This is a genomic window from Stenotrophomonas sp. MYb238, assembly GCF_009496535.1.
Lineage (GTDB): Bacteria > Pseudomonadota > Gammaproteobacteria > Xanthomonadales > Xanthomonadaceae > Stenotrophomonas.
This window is the reverse complement of record NZ_WIDL01000004.1, coordinates 150,132-171,725: the sequence shown is the minus strand read 5'-3', so window position 1 is coordinate 171,725 and position 21,594 is coordinate 150,132. Positions and strand designations below refer to the sequence as shown.

Sequence of the window (21,594 nt, the reverse complement as noted above, 5' to 3'; positions counted from 1 at the left end):
GCCATGAACCCCGCTCCCGCCAGCGACACCATCGTTGCCGTCGCCAGCGGCGCCGCCGCGGGCGGGGTCGGCATCCTGCGCCTTTCCGGTCCGCTGTCGGCGTCCATCGCCCGTGGGCTCGGTTGCCCGGCGCTGCAGCCGCGCCACGCGCACTATGCGCGGTTCCGCGATGCGGCGGGCGAGGTGATCGACGACGGCATCGCGCTGCACTTCCCAGGCCCGCGCAGCTTCACCGGCGAGGACGTGGTGGAACTGCAGGGCCACGGCAGCCCGGTGGTGCTGCGCCAGCTGCTGGCGCGCTGCATCGAACTGGGCGCGCGGCAGGCGCGCGCCGGCGAGTTCAGCGAGCGCGCCTTCCTCAACGGCAAGCTCGACCTGGCCCAGGCCGAGGCCATCGCCGACCTGATCGCCGCCGGCGACGTGCGCGCCGCCCGTGCCGCGCGGCGCTCGCTCGACGGCGTGTTCTCGCGCCGCGTCGAGGATGTGGCCGAACAGCTGGTGCGGCTGCGCATCCACGTCGAGGCCGCCATCGATTTCGCCGATGAACCGCTGGATACGCTGGGCGGCGCGCAGGTGCGCGCAGGCGTCGAGCAGGCACGGGCGTCGCTCGCGCAGCTGCGCGCCGATGCCGAGCGTGGCCGCAAGCTGCGCGATGGCCTGCATGCGGTGCTGATCGGCCCGCCCAACGCCGGCAAGAGCTCGCTGCTCAACGCCCTGGCCGGCAGCGAGCGCGCCATCGTCACCGACATCGCCGGTACCACCCGCGACACCCTGCGCGAGACCATCCGCATCGATGGCCTGGAACTGGAGCTGGTCGATACCGCCGGCCTGCGCGAAGGCGGCGACGCCATCGAACGCGAAGGCATGCGCCGCGCCCGCGCCGAAATGCAGCGCGCCGACCTGGCCATCGTGGTACTGGATGCGCGCGACCCGGACACGGGCCGGCAGGCCATCGGCGACGCCGCGGCGCAGGCCGCGCGGCAGCTGTGGATACTCAACAAATGCGACCTGCTGCCGCAGTGGCCGCACCCGCTGGGCGACGACGAGATCGCGATTTCCGCCGCGAGCGGGCAGGGCCTGGAGCAGCTGCACGCGCGCCTGCGCGAACTCGCCGGCGATGGTGCCGGCGAAGGCCAGCAGGGCGAATTCTCCGCGCGCCTGCGCCACGTGCAGGCCATCGTCCGTGCTGCCGCACACCTCGACGATGCCGATGCGCAGCTGCGCCACGACCAGCTGGAACTGGCGGCCGAGGAACTGCGCCTGGCGCACGATGCGCTGGGCGAAATCACCGGCCGCATGACCGCCGACGACCTGCTGGGCCGTATCTTCTCCAGCTTCTGCATCGGCAAGTGAGCGGCCGTCGGCATTGAACCGTTCATCCCTCGCCGGTTAGTCTTCGCCCTGCCGCCGCGATGGCGGCCCTGTTTCCCGAAGGAGTCCGGTCCGATGCGCCATTGATGCCCGCCCCGCCAGCCCGCGCTGGTGAGGCCTCGCGAAGTCCCGCTGCCGCCGGCAGCCGGGTGATCCGGGCATGGATGGACCGCAATGACCACGACTCCCTTCCTGACGCTTGAACGCGTCTCCTGGCAGCTGCCCGACGGCAGGCTGCTGTTTTCCGATCTGGACGAAACCTTCGACGCGCGCCCCACCGCGCTGGTCGGACGCAACGGCGTGGGCAAGAGCGTGCTGGCGCAACTGCTGGCCGGCCGGCTGGCGCCCACGCACGGGCGCTGCCTGCGTTCGGGACCGGCTGCATGGCTGCCGCAGCAGATCGATGCCTCGCCCATCGACACCGTCGCCGATCTCGCCGGCCTGGGCGATGCGCTCGCGGCACTGCACCGCATCGAACAGGGCAGCAGCGATGTCGCCGATTTCGAGGCGCTGGGTGAACGCTGGCAGCTGCGCGAGCACCTGCAGGCGGAGCTGGAGCGCATGCAGCTGCACGGCGTGTCGGCCGAAACGCCGGTGCACCGGCTCAGTGGCGGCCAGCGCATGCGCGTGGCCTTGGCCGGCGCATTTCTTTCCGAAGCCGACTTCCTGGTCCTCGATGAGCCCAGCAACCATCTCGACGCGCAGGGGCGGCAACTGCTGCGCGACCAGCTGCGGCGCTGGCCGCGCGGCCTGCTGGTGGTCAGCCACGATCGCGCACTGCTCGGCGACATGCAGCGCATCGTCGAACTGTCCTCGCTTGGCCTGCGCAGCCATGGCGGCAACTACGATTTCTACGCGGCGCGCCGCAGCGAGGAACGGCGCCTGGCCGCGGAAATCCTGCAGCAGCGCCGCCACGAACGCCGCCAGGGCGAACAGGCCCTGCGCGAGCAGCAGGAACAACGCGAGCGCCGCACCGCCCGCGGCAACCGGCAGGCCGCGCACGCCAACCAGGCGCCGATCCTGCTGGGCCGGCAGAAGCAGCGGGCGCAGGCCAGTGCCGGCAAGGCGGATCTGCAACAACAACAGCAGCGCGAACGCCTGGACGATCAGGTGCGGCAGGCGGCGGCGGAAGTCGAAGCGGCCGCTGCCGTGGTGCTGCTGCCCGTTGCCGGCACCGGCGGTGCGCCCGAGCGCATGGCGGTGATGGAGGATGTGGTACTGCCCTTCGTCGATGGCCCTCTGGCCAGGGTCGATCTGCTGCTGCGGCGGGGCGAACGGCTGGCGCTCACTGGCCGTAACGGCAGCGGCAAGTCGGTGCTGCTCAAGGTGCTGGCGGGTCGAATGCCGCCCCTGAGCGGCACGGTGCAGGTGAACGCGCCGCATGCCTGGCTGGACCAGCATCTGGCCCTGCCCGTACCGGAGGCCCCGGCGATGGAACAGCTGCGTGATGCCAACCCATCGATGGCCGACGCCGAACTGCGCACCCGCCTGGCGCTGCTGGGCCTGGATGCGGGCAACGCGCAGCAGCCGGTGGAGGCGCTCAGCGGCGGCGAGCGCATGAAGCTGGCGCTCGCCTGCGCGCTGTATGCACACCCGCCGGCGCAGCTGTTGCTGCTGGACGAACCGGCCAACCACCTCGACCTGGATTCGATGCAGGCGCTGGAAGCGATGCTGCGCGACTGGTCCGGCACGCTGCTGGTGGCCGCGCACGACGAGGCGTTCCTGCGCGGCATCGGCATCACCGGCCGCCTGCATGCCGATGCCGAAGGCTGGCGCCGGCTTCCGCTCTGAAACACCGTAGGAGCGGCTTCAGCCGCGATGGAGCTTTCCCGATAAAGCCCATCGCGGCTGAAGCCGCTCCTACGGGAGTGTGGAGCTGTCCCGTGCCGGTCATATGCGGGTTGCACACTCCCGCTTCTTTCGATGGCTGAAACAGGAGCGGGCGGTGGTCGGCAGAGCGGTTCTGGGTGTGGTGGCGGGCCTGTGCATGGCATTCTCGACGGCGATGGCCGCCGCTCCCGCCCAGCCGTTTGCGCATGTCTCGGTGTACGCCCACCGCGGCGCCAGCGCGCTGCTGCCCGAACACACGCTGGCCGCCTACGCGCAGGCCATCGTCGATGGCGCCGACTACATCGAGCCGGACCTGGTGATGACCCGCGACGGGGTGATGGTGGCGCGCCACGAGAACGAGATCGGCGGCACCACCGATGTCGCCGCGCACCCGGAGTTCGCCGTGCGCCGCACCGCCAAGACGATCGACGGCAAGCGCATCGAGGGCTGGTTCACCGAGGACTTCACCCTTGCCGAACTGAAGACGCTGCACGCGCGCGAACGCCTGCCGGAACTGCGCGGCACGGTGTTCGACGGCGAGTTCCGCATCGCCACGCTGGACGAGATTGTCGAATTCCTGGTGCAGCAGGCGCGGCGCAGCGGGCGCGGCATCGGCCTAGCGCCGGAGATCAAGCACGGCAGCTATTTCCGCGGCATCGGTCTGCCGATGGAGGAGCGCCTGCTCGACACCCTGCGCGGCAATCCCTACACCAACGTCGCGCCGATCCTGGTGCAGTCGTTCGAGACCGCCAACCTGCGCCAGCTGCGCGCGCGCATCGGCAGGCAGTCGAACATCCGCCTGCTGCAGCTGCTGGGCGAAGCGCAGGCCATGCCCGCCGACGTGGCGCTGGCCGGTGGCGACCTGACCTACGCGCGGATGATGACGCCGGCCGGCCTGCGCGAGATCGCCGGCTATGCCGACGCCATAGGCGTCGAGCGCCGCGCCCTGTTGCCGGTGGACGCGCAGGGCCGGCTGGCAGCGCCCGCGCCGTTGATCGCCGACGCGCATGCCGCCGGCCTGCAGGTGGTGGCCTATACCTTCCGTCCGGAAAACCCGTTCCTGCCCGTGGCGCTGCGCCAGGGCGCGGCGGACGCACGCAACCCGCAGGGGTCGGTCGCCGAGATCCGCGCCTATCTGCAGGCCGGCATCGATGCCTTCTTCACCGACGATCCGGCGCTGGGCCGGCGTGCCGTCGATGGCGATACCGCGGTGCAGAGCGGCATGCCCTGAGCCGCCCCTACGACGGGTCGCGGCGCGTACGCGGCCGCAACTGCACCACCACCTCGTAGTCGCGGCCCTCGCGCGGCTGCCACAGCACCGGCACCTGGCCGGGCGAGGGTGGCTCCAGTTCGGCATCGGCCAGCGGCTCGGCGTCGTCTTCCTCTTCCTCGTCTTCCCAGCTGTAGCGCTTGCGCGGCGCCAGCGGGTCGGCATAGCGGAACAGCAGGGCGGCGATCACGCCGGCCGCGGCGCCGCCCATGTGCGACTGCCACGACACGCCCGGTTCGTGCGGCAGCACGGTCATCACCATGCCGCCGTAGAACAGCACGCCGATCATGCCGGCGGCAATGGCGGCACGGTCGCGGCGCAGCAGGCCCAGCCCCAGCACCAGGAACATCAGGCCATGGGTGACGCCGCTGGCGCCCAGGTGGTGGCTGCCGGGTTCGCCCAGCATCCAGGCACCGATGCCGGACCCCAGCCACAACAGGGGCAGGGCACGCAGCGTCGCCTTCGGGTAGACGCCGCCGGCCAGGGTGCCGAGGATCAGCAGCGCCACCGCGTTGGCGCCCAGGTGCTCGACCGAACCGTGCAGCAGCGGCGCGCCGATCAGGCCCAGCAGGCCGGCGGTGTCGTGCGGGCCCACCGCCCAGGGGCGCCAGTCCCAGCCGGTCTGCTGCAGGGCGAACACCGCTACCAGCAGCAGCACGAAGCCCAGGCTCAGGTTGAAGGCACGCAGCACGCGGCGGCGGTCGCTGCGGTCGGTGGCCGGCGTATCGCCGGTGTCGGGCGCGTTGGAAGTGTCCATGGCTATCGGGATTGCGGCGCCCCGCGGTGAATGCAAGGGCGGCGCTTCGGGAAGCCGGTGTGCCACCGGCGGGACAATCGCGACGGGGTGGAACCCGCATCAGGCCTTGTGCCTGTCCCTGGGCGGCAGCTTCAGGCTCAGCACCATCGTCACCGCCAGGATCGCCGCGACCACGCCCAGCGACACCGGCACCGGGATCTTGAACACGTCGATCAGCAGCATCTTGGCGCCGATGAAGCCCAGGATCACCGCCAGCCCGTAGGGCAGCAGGTGGAAGCGGTCGGCCATGCCGGCCAGCAGGAAGAACATCGCGCGCAGGCCCAGCACCGCGAACACGTTCGAGGTCAGCACCACGAACGGGTCGGTGGTGATGGCGAAGATCGCCGGGATCGAGTCCACCGCGAAGATCACGTCGGTCACCGCGATCAGGATCAGCACCACGAACATCGGGGTGAACCAGCGCACGCCATTCTTCTCGGCGACCAGCCGGTTGCCGTTGTACTCGTGGGTGATGCGCAGGTGCCTGCGCATGAACTTCAGCGCCGGGTTGTCGTCCAGGCTCGGTTCCTGGCCGGCGGCGAACCACATCTTCCAGCCGGTGAACAGCAGGAACGCGCCGAACACGTAGAGCAGCCAGTGGAACTGGCTGACCAGCACGGTGCCGGCGAAGATCATGATCGTACGCAGCGCGATCGCGCCGAGGATACCGATGATCAGCACGCGCTGGCGCTGCGTCTCGGGCACCGCGAAGTAGCCCATGATCAGCAGGAACACGAAGATGTTGTCGACCGCCAGCGCCTTCTCTATCAGGTAGCCGGTCAGGAACTGCAGGCCGATCTCGTTGGCCACCGCGGTGCCGGCGGTCTCGTTCAGGTAGTACCAGAGGCCGGCGTTGAAGGCCAGGGCGAGCGCGACCCAGCCGACCGACCACAGCAGGGCTTCCTTGAAGGTCACCTTGTGCGGGCCGCCGTGGCGCATCAGCACCAGGTCGATCAACAGGGCGGCGATGACGACGGCGATGAAGCCGCCCCAAAGCCAGGGATTACCGATGGTCTGGATCATGGGAGTTCCGGTCATGTGGAAGTTCTGGGGACCGCAGGGGCCGGGAACTGGACACGGAATCGGGGAGACCGGGGACAGAGCTTCGCCAATGCGGCGAAGGTCTTGCTCACAGTTCCGTCGGCCGGAACTGCCGTTGCACCGGAGCCTTGCGGCTCGAACTGACGGCGACAACGTCTGGGAGCTACTCCCCTTCAGGCCCGGATAGTGCGGCCTGCCGCCTTTGCCGTCAATGAACGCGCCGCGGCCCCGGGCCGGCGCCCGTTACAATGGCGCCCATGAATACCCCCCTTCCCGTCGTACGCCTGAAGAACGCGTGGCGCTCCAGCCACCCGTGGATTTTCCAGAAGCTGGTCAAAAAGCCCGTCGCCAAGCCCAAGCCCGGCACCATCGTCGACGTGGTCGGGGTGGACGGGGAATGGATCGGCCGCGGCTTTTACAACGGCCATTCGCGCATCGCCGTGCGCATCCTGGAAACCCGCCAGGACGTGGACGTGGACCAGGCCTGGTTCACCCGCAGGATCGCCGAGGCGGTGTCGCTGCGCCGCGACGTGCTGAAACTGGACGCGGTGTCCGACGCCTGGCGCGTTGTGCACAGCGAGGGCGACGGCCTGTCCGGCCTGGTGGTGGACCGCTACGGCGACCTGATCGTGGTCGAGTTCTTCGCCGCCGGCATGTTCCGCCACCGCGAGTGGATCTACGAGGCGCTGCGCGCCCAGTTTCCGGGCTGCCGTTTCCACAGCTTCGCCGACGAGCACGTGCAGAAGCAGGAGAGCTTCGACTTCCACGGCAACACCACCACCGAACCGGCGGTCATCACCGAGTACGGCGTGAAGTTCCGCGCCGACCCGGCCGGCGCGCACAAGACCGGCTTCTTCGCCGACCAGCGCGAGAACCGGCAGTGGCTGAGCCAGCAGGTCGAAGGCAAGAGCGTGCTCGACCTGTGCTGCAACACCGGCGGTTTCGCGGTCTACGCGGCCGCGCGCGGCGCCAGCGAGGTGCTGGGCGTGGACATCGACCAGGACGTGATCCAGATCGCCAAGGGCAACGCGCGGCTCAACAACGCCAGGCCGAAGTTCGTGCAGGCCGACATCTTCCCGTGGCTGCGCGATGCCGCCAACCGCGGCGAGCAGTACGACGTGGTGATCCTGGACCCGGCCAAGATGACCCGCGACCGCGACCAGGTCATCACCGCGCTGAAGAAGTATCTGGACATGAACAAGCTGGCGCTGGGCGTGGTCAGGCCCGGCGGCCTGTTCGCCACGTTCTCCTGCACCGGGCTGGTGTCCGAAGAGCAGTTCCTGGACATGCTGCGCCGCGCCGCGTTCTATTCCGGCCGCACGATCCAGATCCTGAAGGTGGCCGGCGCCGGCCCGGATCATCCGTTCATGGCGCACGTGCAGGAATCGCGCTACCTCAAGGCCGTGTTCTGCCGCGTGGTGGACTGAGCGGGTAGTGCCGGCCGTTGGCCGGCACACGCCAGCGCCTTGGCGCTGGCGTCCCGCAGTTTGCGTAGCAAACCGCGGGGTCCGTGCCGTTTTCTCCCATACCCCCGCCGCTTCGCGGCCGCCCCCTGACTCTGGGGGCTTTCCTCCAGATACAGCCCGCTGCTTTCCTCTTGCAGGAGCGACGTGAGTCGCGACGAGCATGCTCGGGTTTCCCCAGTTGCTGCGACGCCTACGCTGGAAGATTTCCGGCAAGGCCGCGGCCGCGCCGGATGGCCCGATGCCACCCGGCGCCGCTCCTGCGGTATGGTCGTGGACTTTCCCGATCCCGAGGCCCGCATGTCGCTGCGTCTGTCCCTGCTGCTCGCCCTGGCGCTGGGCGCGCCGCTGTCCGCCCAGGCCGTCGAATTCACCCAGGCCGAACTGGCCCGCGCCAAGGCGCTGCAGCAGCGCCTGCTGACCCTGGACAGCCACCTCGACACCCCGGCCAACTTCGCCCGGCCCGGTTTCGACATCCTGCATCGCCACGACCACAACGCGCTGTCGCAGGTGGACTACCCGCGCATGCTGGACGGCGCGCTCGACGGCGGCTTCTGGGCGATCTACACCGACCAGGGCGACCGCAGCGCCGCCGCGCACCTGGCCGAGCGCGACCACGGCCTGATGCGGCTGATCGAGATCCGCGAAATGCTGGCCGCGCATCCGGAGAAATTCCAGCTGGCGCTCACCGCCGACGATGCGGCGCGGATCAAGGCCGCCGGCAAGCGCGTGGTCTATATCAGCATGGAGAACGGCAGCCCGCTGGTGGCCGATCCGTCGCTGCTGGGCTTCTACCAGAAGGCCGGCCTGCGGCTGCTGTCCACCGTGCACTTCGCCAACAACGAGTTCGCCGACTCGGCCACCGATCCCAAGGGCGCGGAGTGGAAGGGCCTTAGCCCGGCCGGCAAGGCACTGGTCCAGGAAGCGGTGCGGCTGGGCATCGTGATCGACCAGTCGCACGCCTCCGATGCGGTGTTCGACGACCTGGCGGCGATGCTGCCGGTGCCGTTCATCCTCTCGCACAGCGCGTCCAAGGCGGTGTTCGACCATCCGCGCAACCTCGACGACGCGCGCCTGCGCCAGCTTGCCGCCAAGGGCGGGGTGATCCAGGTCAACGCCTACGGCGGCTACCTCGTCGACGAGACGCCAGGCGACGAGCGCAAGCAGGCCGAGGAAGCGCTCGAGAAGCAGCTCGGCGGCTGGGACGACATGCCGATCGAGAAAGGCGTGGAACTGGCGCGGGCGATGGCCGAGCTGGACAAGCGCCTGCCGCGCCGGCGGGCGACGCTGGACGACTTCTTCGTCCACTTCGGCCACATCCTCGACGTGGTCGGCCCCGACCATGTCGGCATCGGCATGGACTGGGACGGCGGCGGCGGCCTGCCGGGCATGGCCGACATCACCGACCTGCCCAAGATCACCGCCTGGCTGCAGCGCCGCGGCCTGAGCGAGGCGCAGATCGCCAACATCTGGAGCGGCAACGTGCTGCGGGTGATGCGCCAGGCCCAGGACTACGCGGCCAGGAACGGCACGAAATAAGCCGCGCAGGAATCCCCCGTAGGAGCGGCTTCAGCCGCGATGGGGCTTTACCAGGAACCAGGCCTTGCCGGTAAAGCCCCATCGCGGCTGAAGCCGCTCCTACGGGCGCGGCAGGGTCAGCCGGTACACCAGCACGCGGTTGTCGTTGTCCAGCGGCGAATCGCAGGCCTCGCCCTGCATCACGCAGCGGCGGGCGATGAAGTCGTTGTCGTTGCCGACCAGCAGCAGCCAGTCGTCGGGATGCGCCGGGTCGAGCGCCGGCAGCAGGTCCATCGCCTCCCACTTTTCCGACAGCCGCTGCGGGTCGTCCGCGGCGACGCCGTCCAGGCGCAGGCCGGCGCGCGCCAGTTGCGCCGGGTCCAGCAGGTTCAGCAGTTCGCTCCAGCGCGCCGGCACGATGCCCGGCCTGAGCGCGGTGGTGGCCGGGTCGGCCAGCACGCTTTCGGTGCCGGTTTCATGGGTGCTGCCGGCCAGGTTGCTGGCACCGCGGGTATCCACCAGCAGCACGCTCTTGAACACCGGCGCGGCCGCATTGCCGCCCAGGCCGTTGCCGTCGCGCGCCAGCAGCAGGAAACGATGGTCGTCCAATGCGCGCAGCTCGCTCTGCGCGGCGGTGCGGTCGGCCTTGCCGCCCTCGCCATCGAGCGCGTAGGCCGGCAGCTGCACGACATGGTGGCCGATGGGCTGCGCCGGCACCGGCTTGCGTGAGACGTCGTAGACCAGCACGCGGGTATTGATGCGGCCGCTGGCGTCGCCCCTGGCGCTGTCCTGCACCAGCGCGCTCTGCAGCGCGACGAACAGGCGCGTGCCGTCCGGCGACAGCGCCATGCCTTCCACGCCCTGGTTGTTGCGGCGGCCGCTGTGCGGGGCCTTGAGCGAACCGAAGTACGGCCTGCCGTCGCGCATCGGCCGGATGGCCGGCGGCGGCACCAGCACGCCCTGCAGGCGGCCGTCGGCGTCGAAGTAGTAGACGTGCGCGGCGTACTCGTCGCCGACGTAGAAATGCCCGTCGGCGGTGAACTGCAGCGATTCGGCATCCAGCGAGATCCTGCCGGCGCCGGTGGCACCTTTGCGCGGTACCGGCAGGGCGACGCCGTCGCGGACCGCCACGCCATCGTCGGGGTCGGCGCCGGTGAACGGCCGGCCATCGGCGTCGCGCAGTTCCAGCCCGCCGTCCACCGCCAGCGTCACCTGCCCGATGGCGCCGGCAGTGGCCGGCGCGATGGTCATGCGCAAGCGTTCCAGCCGCGCCGGGTAGTCGTAGAACAGCCCGGCCTCGGGATCGTTGCGGCCGCGATCGGGCAGGGTCCACAGCACGCCCTCGTAGCCGCCGTCGGCGGTGCGCCGCCAGCTGCCCGGCGCCACCGCGAACGAGGAGAACGAACCCAGCGTATCGCCGAGGAAATCGACGGTCGCCGCCGGCAGCACGCCGGCCGCGACCAGGCCATGGTCGACATGGCGCCGCCCCTCGATCTCATGCGTGCGCGGCGCCGCGTCCGTGGCCCGATGCGGCGTGGTCCAGGCCACGCCACCGCCAAGCGCGGTGGCGAGCAATGCGGCGGCGAGCAGGGTCATCGCTGGCGTCCCCGGCTCAGAAACGCGCGTCCAGCGACAGGAACACCTGCCGCGGCGCCGAGGCATGGAACACGTACAGCTTGCCGGCCGGGTCGGTTGGGGCGAACACGCTCGAGTCCAGGTTGCTGGCGTAGCGCTTGCCGGTCAGGTTGGTCACGTTGAAGGACAGCTTGAACTTCTGCAGCACGCCGAGCTGGCCGAAGTCGTAGCCGGCGCCGGCGTCGAACACGGTGAAGCCGCCGAAGCCCTGGTCGTTGGTGTAGGTGTAGTAGCGCTTGCCGGTGTACTTGCCGCGCAGGTCCAGCGACCACGGGCCGCTGTGCCACTTCAGCTCGCTGGCGAGCAGGGTCTTGGGGGTGTCGGTCTGGGTCTTGCCCTTGGTCGGCACCACCACGCCGTTCTGCATGTAGTCCGAGCCGTAGGTGGAATCGTTGAACGAGGCCGAGTTGTACCAGCTCAGGTGCGCGGTCGGGGTCCACAGCACGGTCAGTTCGGCGCCGCGGCTGTCCACGCTGCCGACGTTGTAGAAGCGGTTGCCGCACTCCGGGCCCACCGGCTGGCGCGAGTCGCAGGGGTTGTACTGCAGTAGGCGGTTGTCGAAGCGCACGTCGTAGCCGGCCAGCGACAGCTGCACGCTGTCGCCGATCCAGCGGTAGCCCAGTTCGAAGGTGCGCGACTGCTCGGGCTTGAGCGCGGCCTGGCTGTCCCAGGTGGCCTGGCTGACCGCCTGCGGGCCGAGCTTGAAGCCGCCCTGGAACATGGCGATGTTCCGCGCATAGCTGGCGAACAGTTCCTGGCGCGGATCGAGCTGGAAGTACACGCCGGCGCTGGGCAGGAACGAATCGCGCGCGCGCAGGTTGCCGGTGGCGAACTGGTTGTTGGAGGTCGGCGCGATCGGGGCCCTGGCGATGCCGGGCAGGGCGCGCGCGCGCGACTGCGCGTTGACCGCCTTGAAGCCGCCTTCCAGGCGCAGCCGGTCCTGAAGCAGGTGCACGGTGTCCTGCAGGTAGAACTGGCGCGTCTTCCACTCGGTTTCCTGGGCGAACACGCCCGTGTCCGGCTGGCTCTTGGCCAGCCCGCTGAAGTCGCGCGGGCCGTCCACCGCGCTCTGGTAGCGCGAGGCGCTGCTGGTGTTCTCTTCGTACCAGCCGCCGGCCTGCAGGCGGTGCGCGCCCAGCTGCCATTCCGCGCCGAAGGTGCCGCCGCGGCGGTCGATGCTGTACAGCGTGTTGCGGAAGATGATCGGCAGTTCCTGCGCGGTGCCCTTGTTCGACCACGCGCCGCTGTTCCAGTTGTGGCCCTCGCCATCGTCCTGGTGGCGGTAGCCGAGCACGCGCAGGGTCAGCGTGTCGGTCGGGAAGAATTCGCCGGACAGGTAGTACAGGTCGTCGTTGCGCAGGATCTGGCCGGCGGTGAAGGCGCCGTCGGCGTCGGTGTCCGGGCCGCTGGCGTCGCAGCGTGCGGCCACGTAGGTGCCCTTGTTGCAGTAGGCCTTGGCCACCGCCTTGGCCCAGTCCGGCGCATAGCCGCCCCAGTCCCAGCCCAGCCCGCGCGCCATGCTGTCCCTGGACAGGTAGAAGTAGTTGGCCTGGGTGGTGCGCGAGGCGTCGGCAAAGCCGGTCAGGCGCATCCACGGGGTCTCGTACACCGCCTTGGTGTTGAACTGGCGGGTGGACGAATCGTTGTAGGCGGCCTGGTCGTTCCACAGGTCCGAACCGGCGTTCATGCCCGACACGTACATCGAGAAGCCGTTGTATTCACCGGTGTCGAAGCGGGCGAAGCTGCGGCGGTTGGCGTCGCTGCCGAAGGTCTGCACCACGCGCCCGCCCATCTCCTTCAGCGGTGCATTGGAGAAGTAGGCGATGGCGCCGCCGAGGTTGCTGGTGGACGGCGTGGACAGGTTGCCGATGCCCTGCGCCAGTTCGACCATGCCCAGGTTCTCGGAGAGCAGCGCGCGGTTGATGCTCAGGCCGTTGTAGTTGTTGTAGGCGCTGTCTCCCAGCGGCACGCCGTCCAGGGTGTGGCCGAGCTTGGTGCCGGTGAAGCCGCGCAGGCTCACGGTCATCGACTGCTCGTTGGTGCCCAGCGCATCGGTGGACTGCGCGTTCACGCCCGGCAGCAGATTCAGTACCTTCTGCGGGCTGGTGCCCGGCGGCAGCACGGTCAGGTTCTCCGGGGTGATGCGCTGCACCTGGCGCAGCTCGCCGCTGCCGATCACCGACACCGCGTCCAGGTCGGTGGCCGAGGCGGGCGCTGCGGTTTCGTCGGCGTATGCGGAAGAAGCCATCGCCATGGCGACGGCCAGGGCAAGCAGGGAATGATTCATCGGGATCGGAGCCTGTCGTGGGGGACAGGCCGTCCCCAAGGTGTCGGCCCGTCCACGGATCGTGGGAGGAACGAGCCAGACGCCAGGGACCGGAACTACGTCGATGCGGCCCCGGCGTCATCGTCGCGGCGGGCAGTCTTCCAGCAGGTGATGACAGGAATATTGCGGAGCGCATCCGTCGCCACCGTTGCGGCGGCGATGCGGTCACAGGAGCACCGATCAGGACGGGAGCGGGGTGCCCAGCGCCGCGAGCATCGCTGCGACCCGTGTGTGGATGTCGTCGCGCGCGCATCGCGGTGCTGCTCCGGCGCCATGTCGTGCGGGTCGGGCAATGCGCCTTCCGCGCACTGGCAAGGGGAGACGAGGGGGAAGGCACCGCCGCAGCGTCCATGGTCGCCACGAAGTCGAATTCCATGCCCGGCAACGCGTCCAGCGATCCCGACGTGTGGCGGCGAGGTCTTAGCCCACTTCGGCCATCGCCGCGATGGCCAAGGGATTGGCGACGCCGGAAGGACGCGAACCGGCGCTGCAGGCCTCCACCGCCGCGCCACCGAGCAGGCGCGCGAAGGCTTCGGCCATCTGGCTGCGGTGGGAGTTCTCCACGCAGACGAGGAGAACCCGCTTCACCGGCGCGGGCATGTCGCCCGCGTCAGGCCGCGCGTTTGCCCAGCACCGCGTTGCGGCGGCTGTACAGCACGTAGACCACCAGGCCGAACACGTTCCACAGCGCGAACCACACCTGGGTGCGGGTGGGCAGGCTGAAGAACAGGTAGATGCAGCCCAGGATCGCAACCGGGCCGACCACCCAGGCCAGCGGCGTGCGGAAGGTGCGCGCGCGTCCCGGCTCGCGCCGGCGCAGCACCAGCAGGCACAGGCCGACCGCGGTGAACGCGGCCAGCGTGCCGGCATTGGCCAGCGCGGCGATCTCGTCCAGGCGCGCCACGCCGGCCAGCGCGGCCACCAGCACCGCGGTGAACAGGGTGATGGTCACCGGCGTGCCGGTGCGCTTGTTCACCAGCGACAGCCCGCGCGGCAGCAGGCCGTCGCGCGACATCACGAAGAAGATGCGGCTCTGGCCGTAGAAGAAGGCCAGCAGCACGGTCGGCAGGGCGATGATGGCGACCACGCCGATCACCAGCGCGGCGGTGCCGTGGCCCAGTTCGCGCATGATCAGCGCCAGTGGCTCGGCGCTCTTGCCGAACACGGTGTAGCTCATCGCGCCGACCGCGGCCAGCGCCACCAGCAGGTAGATGATGGTGCAGCCGACCATCGAGCCGACGATGCCGATCGACAGGTCGCGCTTGGGGTTCTTGGTTTCCTCGGCGGCGGTGGAGATCGCGTCGAAGCCGTAGAAGGCGAAGAAGATGATCGCCGCGGCCGCCATCACCCCGCGCTCGACGCCGTCGGCGCTGACCGACTTGGGGAAGCCGTAGGGCATGAACGGCTGCAGGTTGGCCGGGTCGAACGCCGGCAGCGCCACCGCCACGAAGATCGCCAGCGCGATCAGCTTGAACACCACCAGCACCGCGTTGACCGTGGCGCTCTCGCGGGTGCCGGCGATCAGCATGCCGGCGACCAGGAAGGTGATCACGATGGCCGGCACGTTGAGGAAGCCGCCTTCCACGTGCGGGCCGGCGGAAAGCGCATGCGGCAGCACCACGTTCCATCCGAACGAGGTATGCAGCCATTCCAGGAAGCCGGTGAAATAGCCCGACCAGCCCACCGCCACGGTGCTGACCACCAGCGAGTATTCCAGGATCAGGCTCCAGCCCACCACCCAGGCGATGGTCTCGCCCAGCGCGCTGTAGCTGTAGGTATAGGCGCTGCCGGCGGCCGGCATCATCGTCGACAGTTCGGCGTAGGCCAACGCCGCGCAGGCGCAGACGATGCCGGCGACGATGAAGGAGATCAGCACCGCCGGGCCGGCCTTGTCCGCGCCCACGCCGATCAGGGTGTAGATGCCGGTGCCGACGATGGCGCCGATGCCCAGCGCGACCAGATGGGGCCAGCTCAGCGACGGAATCAGCCGGCGGCCTTCCTCGTGCTGGGTGAGCTGGTCGATGGATTTGCGCCGGAGCCAGGACTGCATGCGGACCTCGCGGTTCGTCGTATTCGGGAAGTCGCCGAGTTTCGCCGAACGCAGCGCAGCAAAGCCAGAATTTCCCGCTTCTTTCATGGGGTTTGGCGATGGGCGGTAGCCGGGATGACGGATCCGGCACAACGCGAGGGACGTGCGCGGATCCTCGCCCACCCTGCCATGGGTGCCGGCCATGCGCGGAGCCGGATTTCCCGGCCATGCGCGCTACGGGCGTGCCCCCGCTTCCACGCGCCCGAGGGCTGCCGCACCTCCCCGCTGAAGCCCGCCTACGGGGCGCGGCGCGGGTGCGCCAGCAGATAGTCGCGCAGGGCCACGGCCTGGTTGTGTTCGGTGTCGCGGGCGCCGTACACCAGCGTCACCGGCCCGGCCGCCAGCGCGTCGCGCAGCGGCGCCAGCAACTGCGGCTGCGCGGCCAGTTCCCGCCAGTAGCGCTGGCGGAACTCCTCCCAGCGGTCGGCGCGGTGGTCGAACCACTGCCGCAGTTCGTTGCTGGGCGCCACGTCCTTGAGCCACTGCGCCTGCAGTCGTTCATGGCTGACGCCGCGTGGCCACAGGCGGTCGACCAGGAAACGCTGGCCGTCGTCGGCCGAGGCGGGCGCATAGGCGCGTTTGCAATGGATGGGCATGCCGACCTCCGCAGCGCCGGGGCGTTTCAGCTTTCCAGCCCCAGCCGTACCCCGAACGCGATCAAGCATACGCCCACCGCGCGCCGCAGCCACACGCCCACGCGCGGGTAACCGGCCAGGCGCCGGGCGATGAACCGGCCGCCGAAGATCAGCACCGAGCACCAGCCCACGCTCAGCACGGCGATCAGGCCCGCCATCAGCGCCAGGGTGAGCGCGCCGCGCTGCGTGGCCGGATCGATGAACAACGGGAAGAAGGCCATGTAGAACAGGATCGCCTTGGGGTTGAGCACGCCCACCAGCAGCGCCTGCCGGAACCAGCGCCGGCCCTGCGGCGTCGGCGTGGCGCTGCCGGCGTGGGCCGGTTCGCGCAGCAACTGCAGTCCGACCCAGACCAGGTAGGCCGCACCGACGTAGCGCAGCCCGGCGAACAGCAGCGGGTGCGCCTTCAGCAGCGCGGCCACGCCGGTGGCGGCGATGGCGATCAGGATCTGGTCGCCCAGCATCAGGCCGGCCAGCGTCGCGTAGCCGGCGCGCACGCCGCCGCGCGCGGTGGCGGTGAGCAGGGTGAAGGTGCCCGGGCCGGGCAGCATCAGGAACAGGATGACGGCCACCACGAAGGTGCCCAGGTCGTTGATGCCCATCCACGGCATGACGGTCGTCCGGTCCGGCTCAGCGTGCGCGCTGCGCGGCCGGATGCGCCAACGCCCGTCCGTCGCGGCGGGCGCCGGCATCGTCGGCAGCGGCACCTGCGCTGAGGGTCCGCGAAGTCGCCGCAGCGAACGGCGGCCGGGGCAAGTGACGGGAAGGCGACGGCTTCATGGCGGAACGGAACGCGCGTGGGGCGCCCATGATCGCAGAAGCGGCGCAGCCGTTGAGACGCCCGGGGCTACACTTCGCCCCATGCAAACCGAAACCCTGATTCTGGCTGGCCTGCTGCTGGTCGTCATCGCGCTGCAACTGGCGCTGTTGTTCCGCCGCGCCGGCAATGCCGCGCTGGAAAACGCGCTGCGCGAGGAGCAGCGCAACGGCCGCGGCGAGCTGCGCGAGCAGCTGGAAGGCATGTCGCGCCAGCAGGACGCGCGCCTGGACGGCTTCGGCCGCAACCTCACCGACCTGTCCACCCGCACCGACCAGCGCCTGGACCTGCTGCGCGACAGCCTCGCCGACGATGCGCGCAAGGGCCGCGAGGAGAACGCCGGCGCCCGCCAGCAGATGGCGCAGCTGCTCGACGCGCGCCTGCAGGAGGTGCGTGGGCAGCTCGACGCCTTCGGCCAGCAGCAGCATGCGCGCATGGAGCTGTTCGCCAGGCAGCTGGCGGAGCTGCAGCTGGCCTTGCTGGAGGAAACCCGCAAGGGCCGCCAGGAAGGCGGCGAGGCGCAGCAGCGCTTCGGTGAGATGCTGGGCCAGCGCCTGGTCGAACTCACCCAGCGCAACGAACTGCGCATCGCCGAGATGCGGCAGACCCTGGAAGCGCGGCTCAAGGACCTGCAGGGCGACAATGCCGCCAAGCTCGAGCTGATGCGCCAGACCGTGGACGAGAAGCTGCAGAGCACGCTCAATACGCGCCTGGATTCGTCCTTCAAGCTGGTCTCCGAGCGACTGGAGCAGGTGCAGCGTGGGCTGGGCGAGATGCAGCAGCTGGCCACCGGCGTGGGCGACCTCAAGCGCGTGCTGAGCAACGTCAAGAACCGCGGCGGCTGGGGCGAGGTGCAGCTGGACAACATCCTCGAGCAGACCCTCACCGCCGAGCAGTACGCGCGCGGCGTGAAGCTGCGCCCGGACGGCAACGAGATGGTGGATTTCGCCGTGCGCCTGCCCGGCCGCGGTGGCGATGCGCCGGTATGGCTGCCGATCGATTCCAAGTTCCCGCGCGAGGACTACGAGCGCCTGCTCGACGCGCAGGAGGCCGGCGACCAGGAGGCGGTGCGCGCCAGCGGCAACCAGCTCGAACGCGCGCTGCGCGTGCAGGCGCGATCGATCTGCGACAAGTACATCGTGCCGCCGCATACCACCGACTTCGCGGTGATGTTCTTGCCCACCGAAGGGCTGTACGCCGAGGCCATCCGCCGGCCCGGCCTGGTGGACGCGCTGCAGCGCGAACACCGCGTCGTCGTCGCCGGCCCGACCACGGTCACCGCGCTGCTCAACAGCCTGCAGATGGGGTTCCGCACCCTGGCCATCGAACAGCGCTCCTCGGAAGTGTGGAGCCTGCTGGGCGCGGTGAAGGGCGAGTTCGGCAAGTTCGCCGGCATCCTCGAGAAAGCCGAGAAGCAGATCAACACCGTCGGCAAGAGCCTGGGCGACGCCAGCCGCAAGACCCGCACCATCGAACGCAAGCTGCGCGGCGTGGAATCGCTGTCCGCCGACGCGTCGCAGGCGTTGCTCGGCGGGGCCGAGGAAGACGACGCGAACGACGAGCCCGCCGATACCGAATGACGGCAGCGCCCGCCGGCGTGCCGCATGGCGCGCGGCCCCCGGCTCCGTGGGAACCGGGGGCCGCGCCAGGTCAAGCCGCCATCAGAACTCGTAGCTGGCCGAGAACGTCACCGTGCGCGGATCGTTGTAGTCCGGCTGCATCCACAGCTTGTTGATCGCGGTGCGCGAGGACGTGGACTGGGTGTTGTAGATCACCGCGGTACGGGTATCGAGCACGTTCATCACGTCCATCGACAGCTTCAGGCCCTTGGCCCACTGCGGGCTGTAACGAACGCCGAGATTGAACGTGACCAGCCATGGGGAACGCCCTTCGGAACCGCGCCAGGTGGTCTTGAACGCATCCGTGCCGGATACGCCGCAGTAGAAGTAGTAGGCGCTGTCATAGCTGGGCAGCTTGGTCGGGTAATGCGCGTAGCAGTTGATCGGCCGTCCGCTGACCGCGCTCATGCTGCCGCCCAGGCTCCATTCGTCGTTGAACTGGTAGGTGCCGTAGGCCTTGAGCTGGTGGCGGCGGTCGTTGTTGAGATAGCCGTTGGCGCGCTCCATCAGCAGGGTCTTGTCGTAGTCCTGCGTGGTGCTGGTGGAATCGTTGAAGCCTGAGTCGGCGCTGGAGGCGCGGTCGCTGTTGACCGGGCCTTCGGTGTTGCCGTAGCTCTTGGAGAAGGTGTACAGGAACTTGGCGCTCCACTTGTCGCTGAACGGGTGCTCCAGGTAGAAGTCCAGCGCGTAGTAGTTGCGCTTGGCCTTGGGCATGCCCAACTGGTCGGCGGTGTAGCTGACCTTCTCGTAGGAACCGTCGTTCTGCTTGACCCAGAAGGTGTTGCCCTTGCCGGCGTTCACGATGTAGCAGTTGCCGTTGAAGATGTCCGGGCAGGTGTCGTCGACCACGTTCTTCAGGTCGCGGTAGGTGCCCTTGACGCCCCAGATCCAGTTCTCGCTCAGCACCTGGTCCATGCCCAGGATGAACTCGTCCTGGTACATCGGCTTCAGATCCGATGCCACGCGCGCGCGCGGGTCCTTGGCCACGCCGCAGTCGAAGTTGGACGAATACAGGTTGGTGCCCGGGCAAATCGCCGCGTCGGCAGCGTTCGACACCGCGATCGGATTCAGGCCGGTCGGTACGCCGGTGACCGGGTCGATGCCGGTATAGGTGTAGTACTGGTTGCCGCGGATGGTGGCAGACAACACGCTGGCCATCGCCAGCCGCGCCGGCAGCGCCAGGTGGTAGCGGCCGAGGTTGCCGTACAGCTTGATGCTGTCGTCGCCGCGCACGTTCCAGGTGAAGCCCAGGCGCGGCGCCGGCTGCCAGGTCTGCTTCATGTAGGCTTCGCCGGCGCTGGTGTAGTTGGTGAACTGCTCGTTGCGCAGGCCCAGGCTCAGCAGCAGGTTGTCGGTGACGTGCCAGCGGTCCTCGATGAACTGCGACAGTTGCTCGGTGGAAGGCGTTTCATTGCTGTGCCGGACCACGTAGTAGGCGTAGTAGCCCTGCGGGCCGTAGCCACCGGCGGCACCGGGCGCGCCGACGCTGCCGTTGATCGCTTCATTCGGCTTGTTGGCCTTGGTGAACACCCAGTAGCCATTGGCCTTGTCGCCGGCATCGCCGGTCGGTGCGCCGGTATAGCGGGTGCCGGTCAACGATTCGGCCTCGAGGTTGTCCACGCCGAAGTGCAGTTCGTGGTCGCCCAGTACCCATGCCACGTCCAGACGCCAGCCCTTGGTTTCGTCGTAGGCGCCGGCGATGTCGACCGACTGCACGCTCTGGCAGCTATCCACGTAGGTCAGGCCCGGCACCTGGTTGGCCGCGGTGGCCTTGGTGAAGTAGACGCAGTTGGCCGCGCCAAGGCCGGCTGCGGTGGAGCCGTGCTTGATCTTCTGGGTGCCGTACAACGCGGACAAGGTCAGGTTGTCGGTCAGATAGCCGGTGTACTTGGCGACGTACAGCCGCGCATCATCGTCGGTGAAGTTGCCTTTGGCCTCGTGTTCGTTGCCGTGGCTGAGGGTGGCGTTGTCCCAGCTGGACTTGTAGGTTTCGTACTTGCGGCGGTCCTGCACGCCGGTCAGTTCCAGCAGGTGGTCGTCGGTGATGTACCAGTCGACCTTCGCGGTCCAGCGCGGATAGGTGTAGCTGTAATCGTTCCAGCCGGTGGGCGAGCCGGTCACGCCGAAGTAGTTGGTACTGTTGCTGTGGCCATCGGTCTTCTGCCGCTCGGCGTTGGCGAACACGAACAGCCTGTCCTTGACCAGCGGGCCGCTGACCCACAGGCCGGTGTTGAGCGATTCGGTGCCGTTGTCGCGGTTGTAGCGGTACAGCTTGCCGTCGGAGTAATCGGCCTCGCCCTTGGTGGCGAATGGGTGGTTGGTCTCGTTCCAGTAGCCGGTATCGGGGTAGTAGTCGTTCTTCGGCGTGCCCTTCAGGCTCTCCGGGGTGTAGCGGGCATAGACGCCGCCGTGCCATTCGTTGCCGCCGCGCCGGGTGACGATGTTGATCACGCCGCCGGTGGAGCGGCCGAACTCGGCGCCGTAGCCGCCGGTCAACACCTGTTCCTGGGCGATCGCCCGGAACGGCAGGCTCTTGTAGCCCAGGTTGTTGAGCGGGTTGGTGACCGGGAAGCCATTGATGAAGTAGGCGTTCTCCGCGCCCGAGGAGCCGCCGAAGCTGATGTTGGACGAGCCGGTGGAAGCAACCACGCCCGGGGCCAGCATGGCCACGCTGGCGATGTCCTGCAGGTTGCCGCCGAACGGCAGCGCCTCGATGTCCTCGGCGGTGAACACGGTGCGCACGTCGGTCTGCGACAGGTCCACCGCGACCGGGGCGGCGGTGACCTGCACCGCGTCCAGCAGCGTGGCGTCGCCGCTGGATGCCGGCGCGCCGGTGAAATCGATCTGCGCGCCGCTGGCGATCTGCACCAGCACGTTCTCGCGCACGCCCACGACGGCTCCGTCCTTCTGCAGTTCCACCTTGTAGCGGCCGTTCGGCAGCGACAGCGCGCGGTACTTGCCGTCCGCACCGACCGGCACCGTGCGGGTAAGGCCGGTATCCAGGTTCTGGATGACGACGGTTTCGCCGGGTTGCGCCGAGCCGTAGATGCTGCCGGTGATGTTGGACTGCGCGTACAGGTTGGCGCTCAGGCACAGGCCCGCGCCCAGCGCGATGCTCAGGGCCGAACGGCGGAGGATCTTCCGGCGGGCGCCGGACGGGAGTGTGGTCATTGCAGGATTTCCC

The 21,594-nt window shown here is 69.2% G+C and carries 15 protein-coding genes; 6 read left to right on the top strand and 9 right to left on the bottom strand.

What is annotated here, in order from left to right; all coding sequences use genetic code 11:
- The first annotated feature begins 3 nt into the window (after positions 1–3).
- The 3 genes from mnmE (at position 4) to CQ393_RS04375 (ending at position 4,432) form a co-directional block, all read left to right on the top strand.
- Positions 4–1,353 (top strand): tRNA uridine-5-carboxymethylaminomethyl(34) synthesis GTPase MnmE, encoded by a 1,350-nt coding sequence (gene mnmE / locus CQ393_RS04385; RefSeq protein ID WP_153190409.1) that lies wholly within the window; start codon positions 4–6, stop codon positions 1,351–1,353.
- Between the two features lie 192 nt (positions 1,354–1,545).
- On the top strand, positions 1,546–3,162 hold the full coding sequence (locus CQ393_RS04380; protein ID WP_153190408.1) for an ABC-F family ATP-binding cassette domain-containing protein: 1,617 nt from the start codon (positions 1,546–1,548) through the stop codon (positions 3,160–3,162).
- Positions 3,163–3,358: 196 nt separating this feature from the next.
- Positions 3,359–4,432 (top strand): glycerophosphodiester phosphodiesterase, encoded by a 1,074-nt coding sequence (locus CQ393_RS04375; RefSeq protein WP_228114256.1) that lies wholly within the window; start codon positions 3,359–3,361, stop codon positions 4,430–4,432.
- 7 nt (positions 4,433–4,439) lie between these two features.
- Here the strand turns inward: CQ393_RS04375 and CQ393_RS04370 are convergent, their stop codons facing one another.
- Both CQ393_RS04370 and CQ393_RS04365 read right to left on the bottom strand, forming a co-directional pair.
- Positions 4,440–5,228: a rhomboid family intramembrane serine protease gene (locus tag CQ393_RS04370; protein ID WP_153190406.1), complete on the bottom strand. Its 789-nt coding sequence runs from the start codon at positions 5,226–5,228 to the stop codon at positions 4,440–4,442.
- Positions 5,229–5,327: 99 nt separating this feature from the next.
- Positions 5,328–6,287: a TerC family protein gene (locus CQ393_RS04365; protein ID WP_343199550.1), complete on the bottom strand. Its 960-nt coding sequence runs from the start codon at positions 6,285–6,287 to the stop codon at positions 5,328–5,330.
- A gap of 278 nt (positions 6,288–6,565) precedes the next feature.
- On the opposite strand from CQ393_RS04365, the gene CQ393_RS04360 reads away from it, so the two are divergent.
- Both CQ393_RS04360 and CQ393_RS04355 read left to right on the top strand, forming a co-directional pair.
- Positions 6,566–7,735 (top strand): class I SAM-dependent rRNA methyltransferase, encoded by a 1,170-nt coding sequence (locus CQ393_RS04360; protein ID WP_153190404.1) that lies wholly within the window; start codon positions 6,566–6,568, stop codon positions 7,733–7,735.
- 336 nt (positions 7,736–8,071) lie between these two features.
- Positions 8,072–9,310: a dipeptidase gene (locus CQ393_RS04355; RefSeq protein ID WP_153190403.1), complete on the top strand. Its 1,239-nt coding sequence runs from the start codon at positions 8,072–8,074 to the stop codon at positions 9,308–9,310.
- 99 nt (positions 9,311–9,409) lie between these two features.
- Here the strand turns inward: CQ393_RS04355 and CQ393_RS04350 are convergent, their stop codons facing one another.
- The 6 genes from CQ393_RS04350 to leuE form a co-directional block, all read right to left on the bottom strand.
- The gene (locus CQ393_RS04350) at positions 9,410–10,885 is read right to left on the bottom strand and encodes an esterase-like activity of phytase family protein (RefSeq protein ID WP_153190402.1); all 1,476 of its coding nucleotides are present in this window, start codon (positions 10,883–10,885) and stop codon (positions 9,410–9,412) included.
- A gap of 16 nt (positions 10,886–10,901) precedes the next feature.
- Positions 10,902–13,211 (bottom strand): TonB-dependent receptor, encoded by a 2,310-nt coding sequence (locus CQ393_RS04345; protein ID WP_153190401.1) that lies wholly within the window; start codon positions 13,209–13,211, stop codon positions 10,902–10,904.
- A gap of 459 nt (positions 13,212–13,670) precedes the next feature.
- Positions 13,671–13,838, bottom strand: a complete 168-nt coding sequence (locus CQ393_RS04340) for a hypothetical protein (RefSeq protein WP_343199529.1) — start codon at positions 13,836–13,838, stop codon at positions 13,671–13,673.
- Between the two features lie 22 nt (positions 13,839–13,860).
- The gene (locus tag CQ393_RS04335) at positions 13,861–15,300 is read right to left on the bottom strand and encodes an amino acid permease (protein WP_153190399.1); all 1,440 of its coding nucleotides are present in this window, start codon (positions 15,298–15,300) and stop codon (positions 13,861–13,863) included.
- A gap of 275 nt (positions 15,301–15,575) precedes the next feature.
- Positions 15,576–15,935: a DUF488 family protein gene (locus CQ393_RS04330; protein WP_153190398.1), complete on the bottom strand. Its 360-nt coding sequence runs from the start codon at positions 15,933–15,935 to the stop codon at positions 15,576–15,578.
- Between the two features lie 26 nt (positions 15,936–15,961).
- A complete protein-coding gene (leuE, locus tag CQ393_RS04325) occupies positions 15,962–16,585 on the bottom strand; it encodes a leucine efflux protein LeuE (protein ID WP_153190397.1) in 624 nt (207 codons plus the stop codon).
- Positions 16,586–16,835: 250 nt separating this feature from the next.
- Between leuE and rmuC the strand changes: the two genes are divergently transcribed.
- Positions 16,836–18,371, top strand: coding sequence for a DNA recombination protein RmuC (gene rmuC, locus CQ393_RS04320; RefSeq protein WP_153190396.1), 1,536 nt, complete (start codon positions 16,836–16,838; stop codon positions 18,369–18,371).
- 81 nt (positions 18,372–18,452) lie between these two features.
- Here rmuC and CQ393_RS04315 read toward each other — a convergent pair whose 3' ends face one another.
- A complete protein-coding gene (locus tag CQ393_RS04315) occupies positions 18,453–21,581 on the bottom strand; it encodes a TonB-dependent receptor (RefSeq protein ID WP_153190395.1) in 3,129 nt (1,042 codons plus the stop codon).
- Between the last annotated feature and the right edge of the window lie 13 nt (positions 21,582–21,594).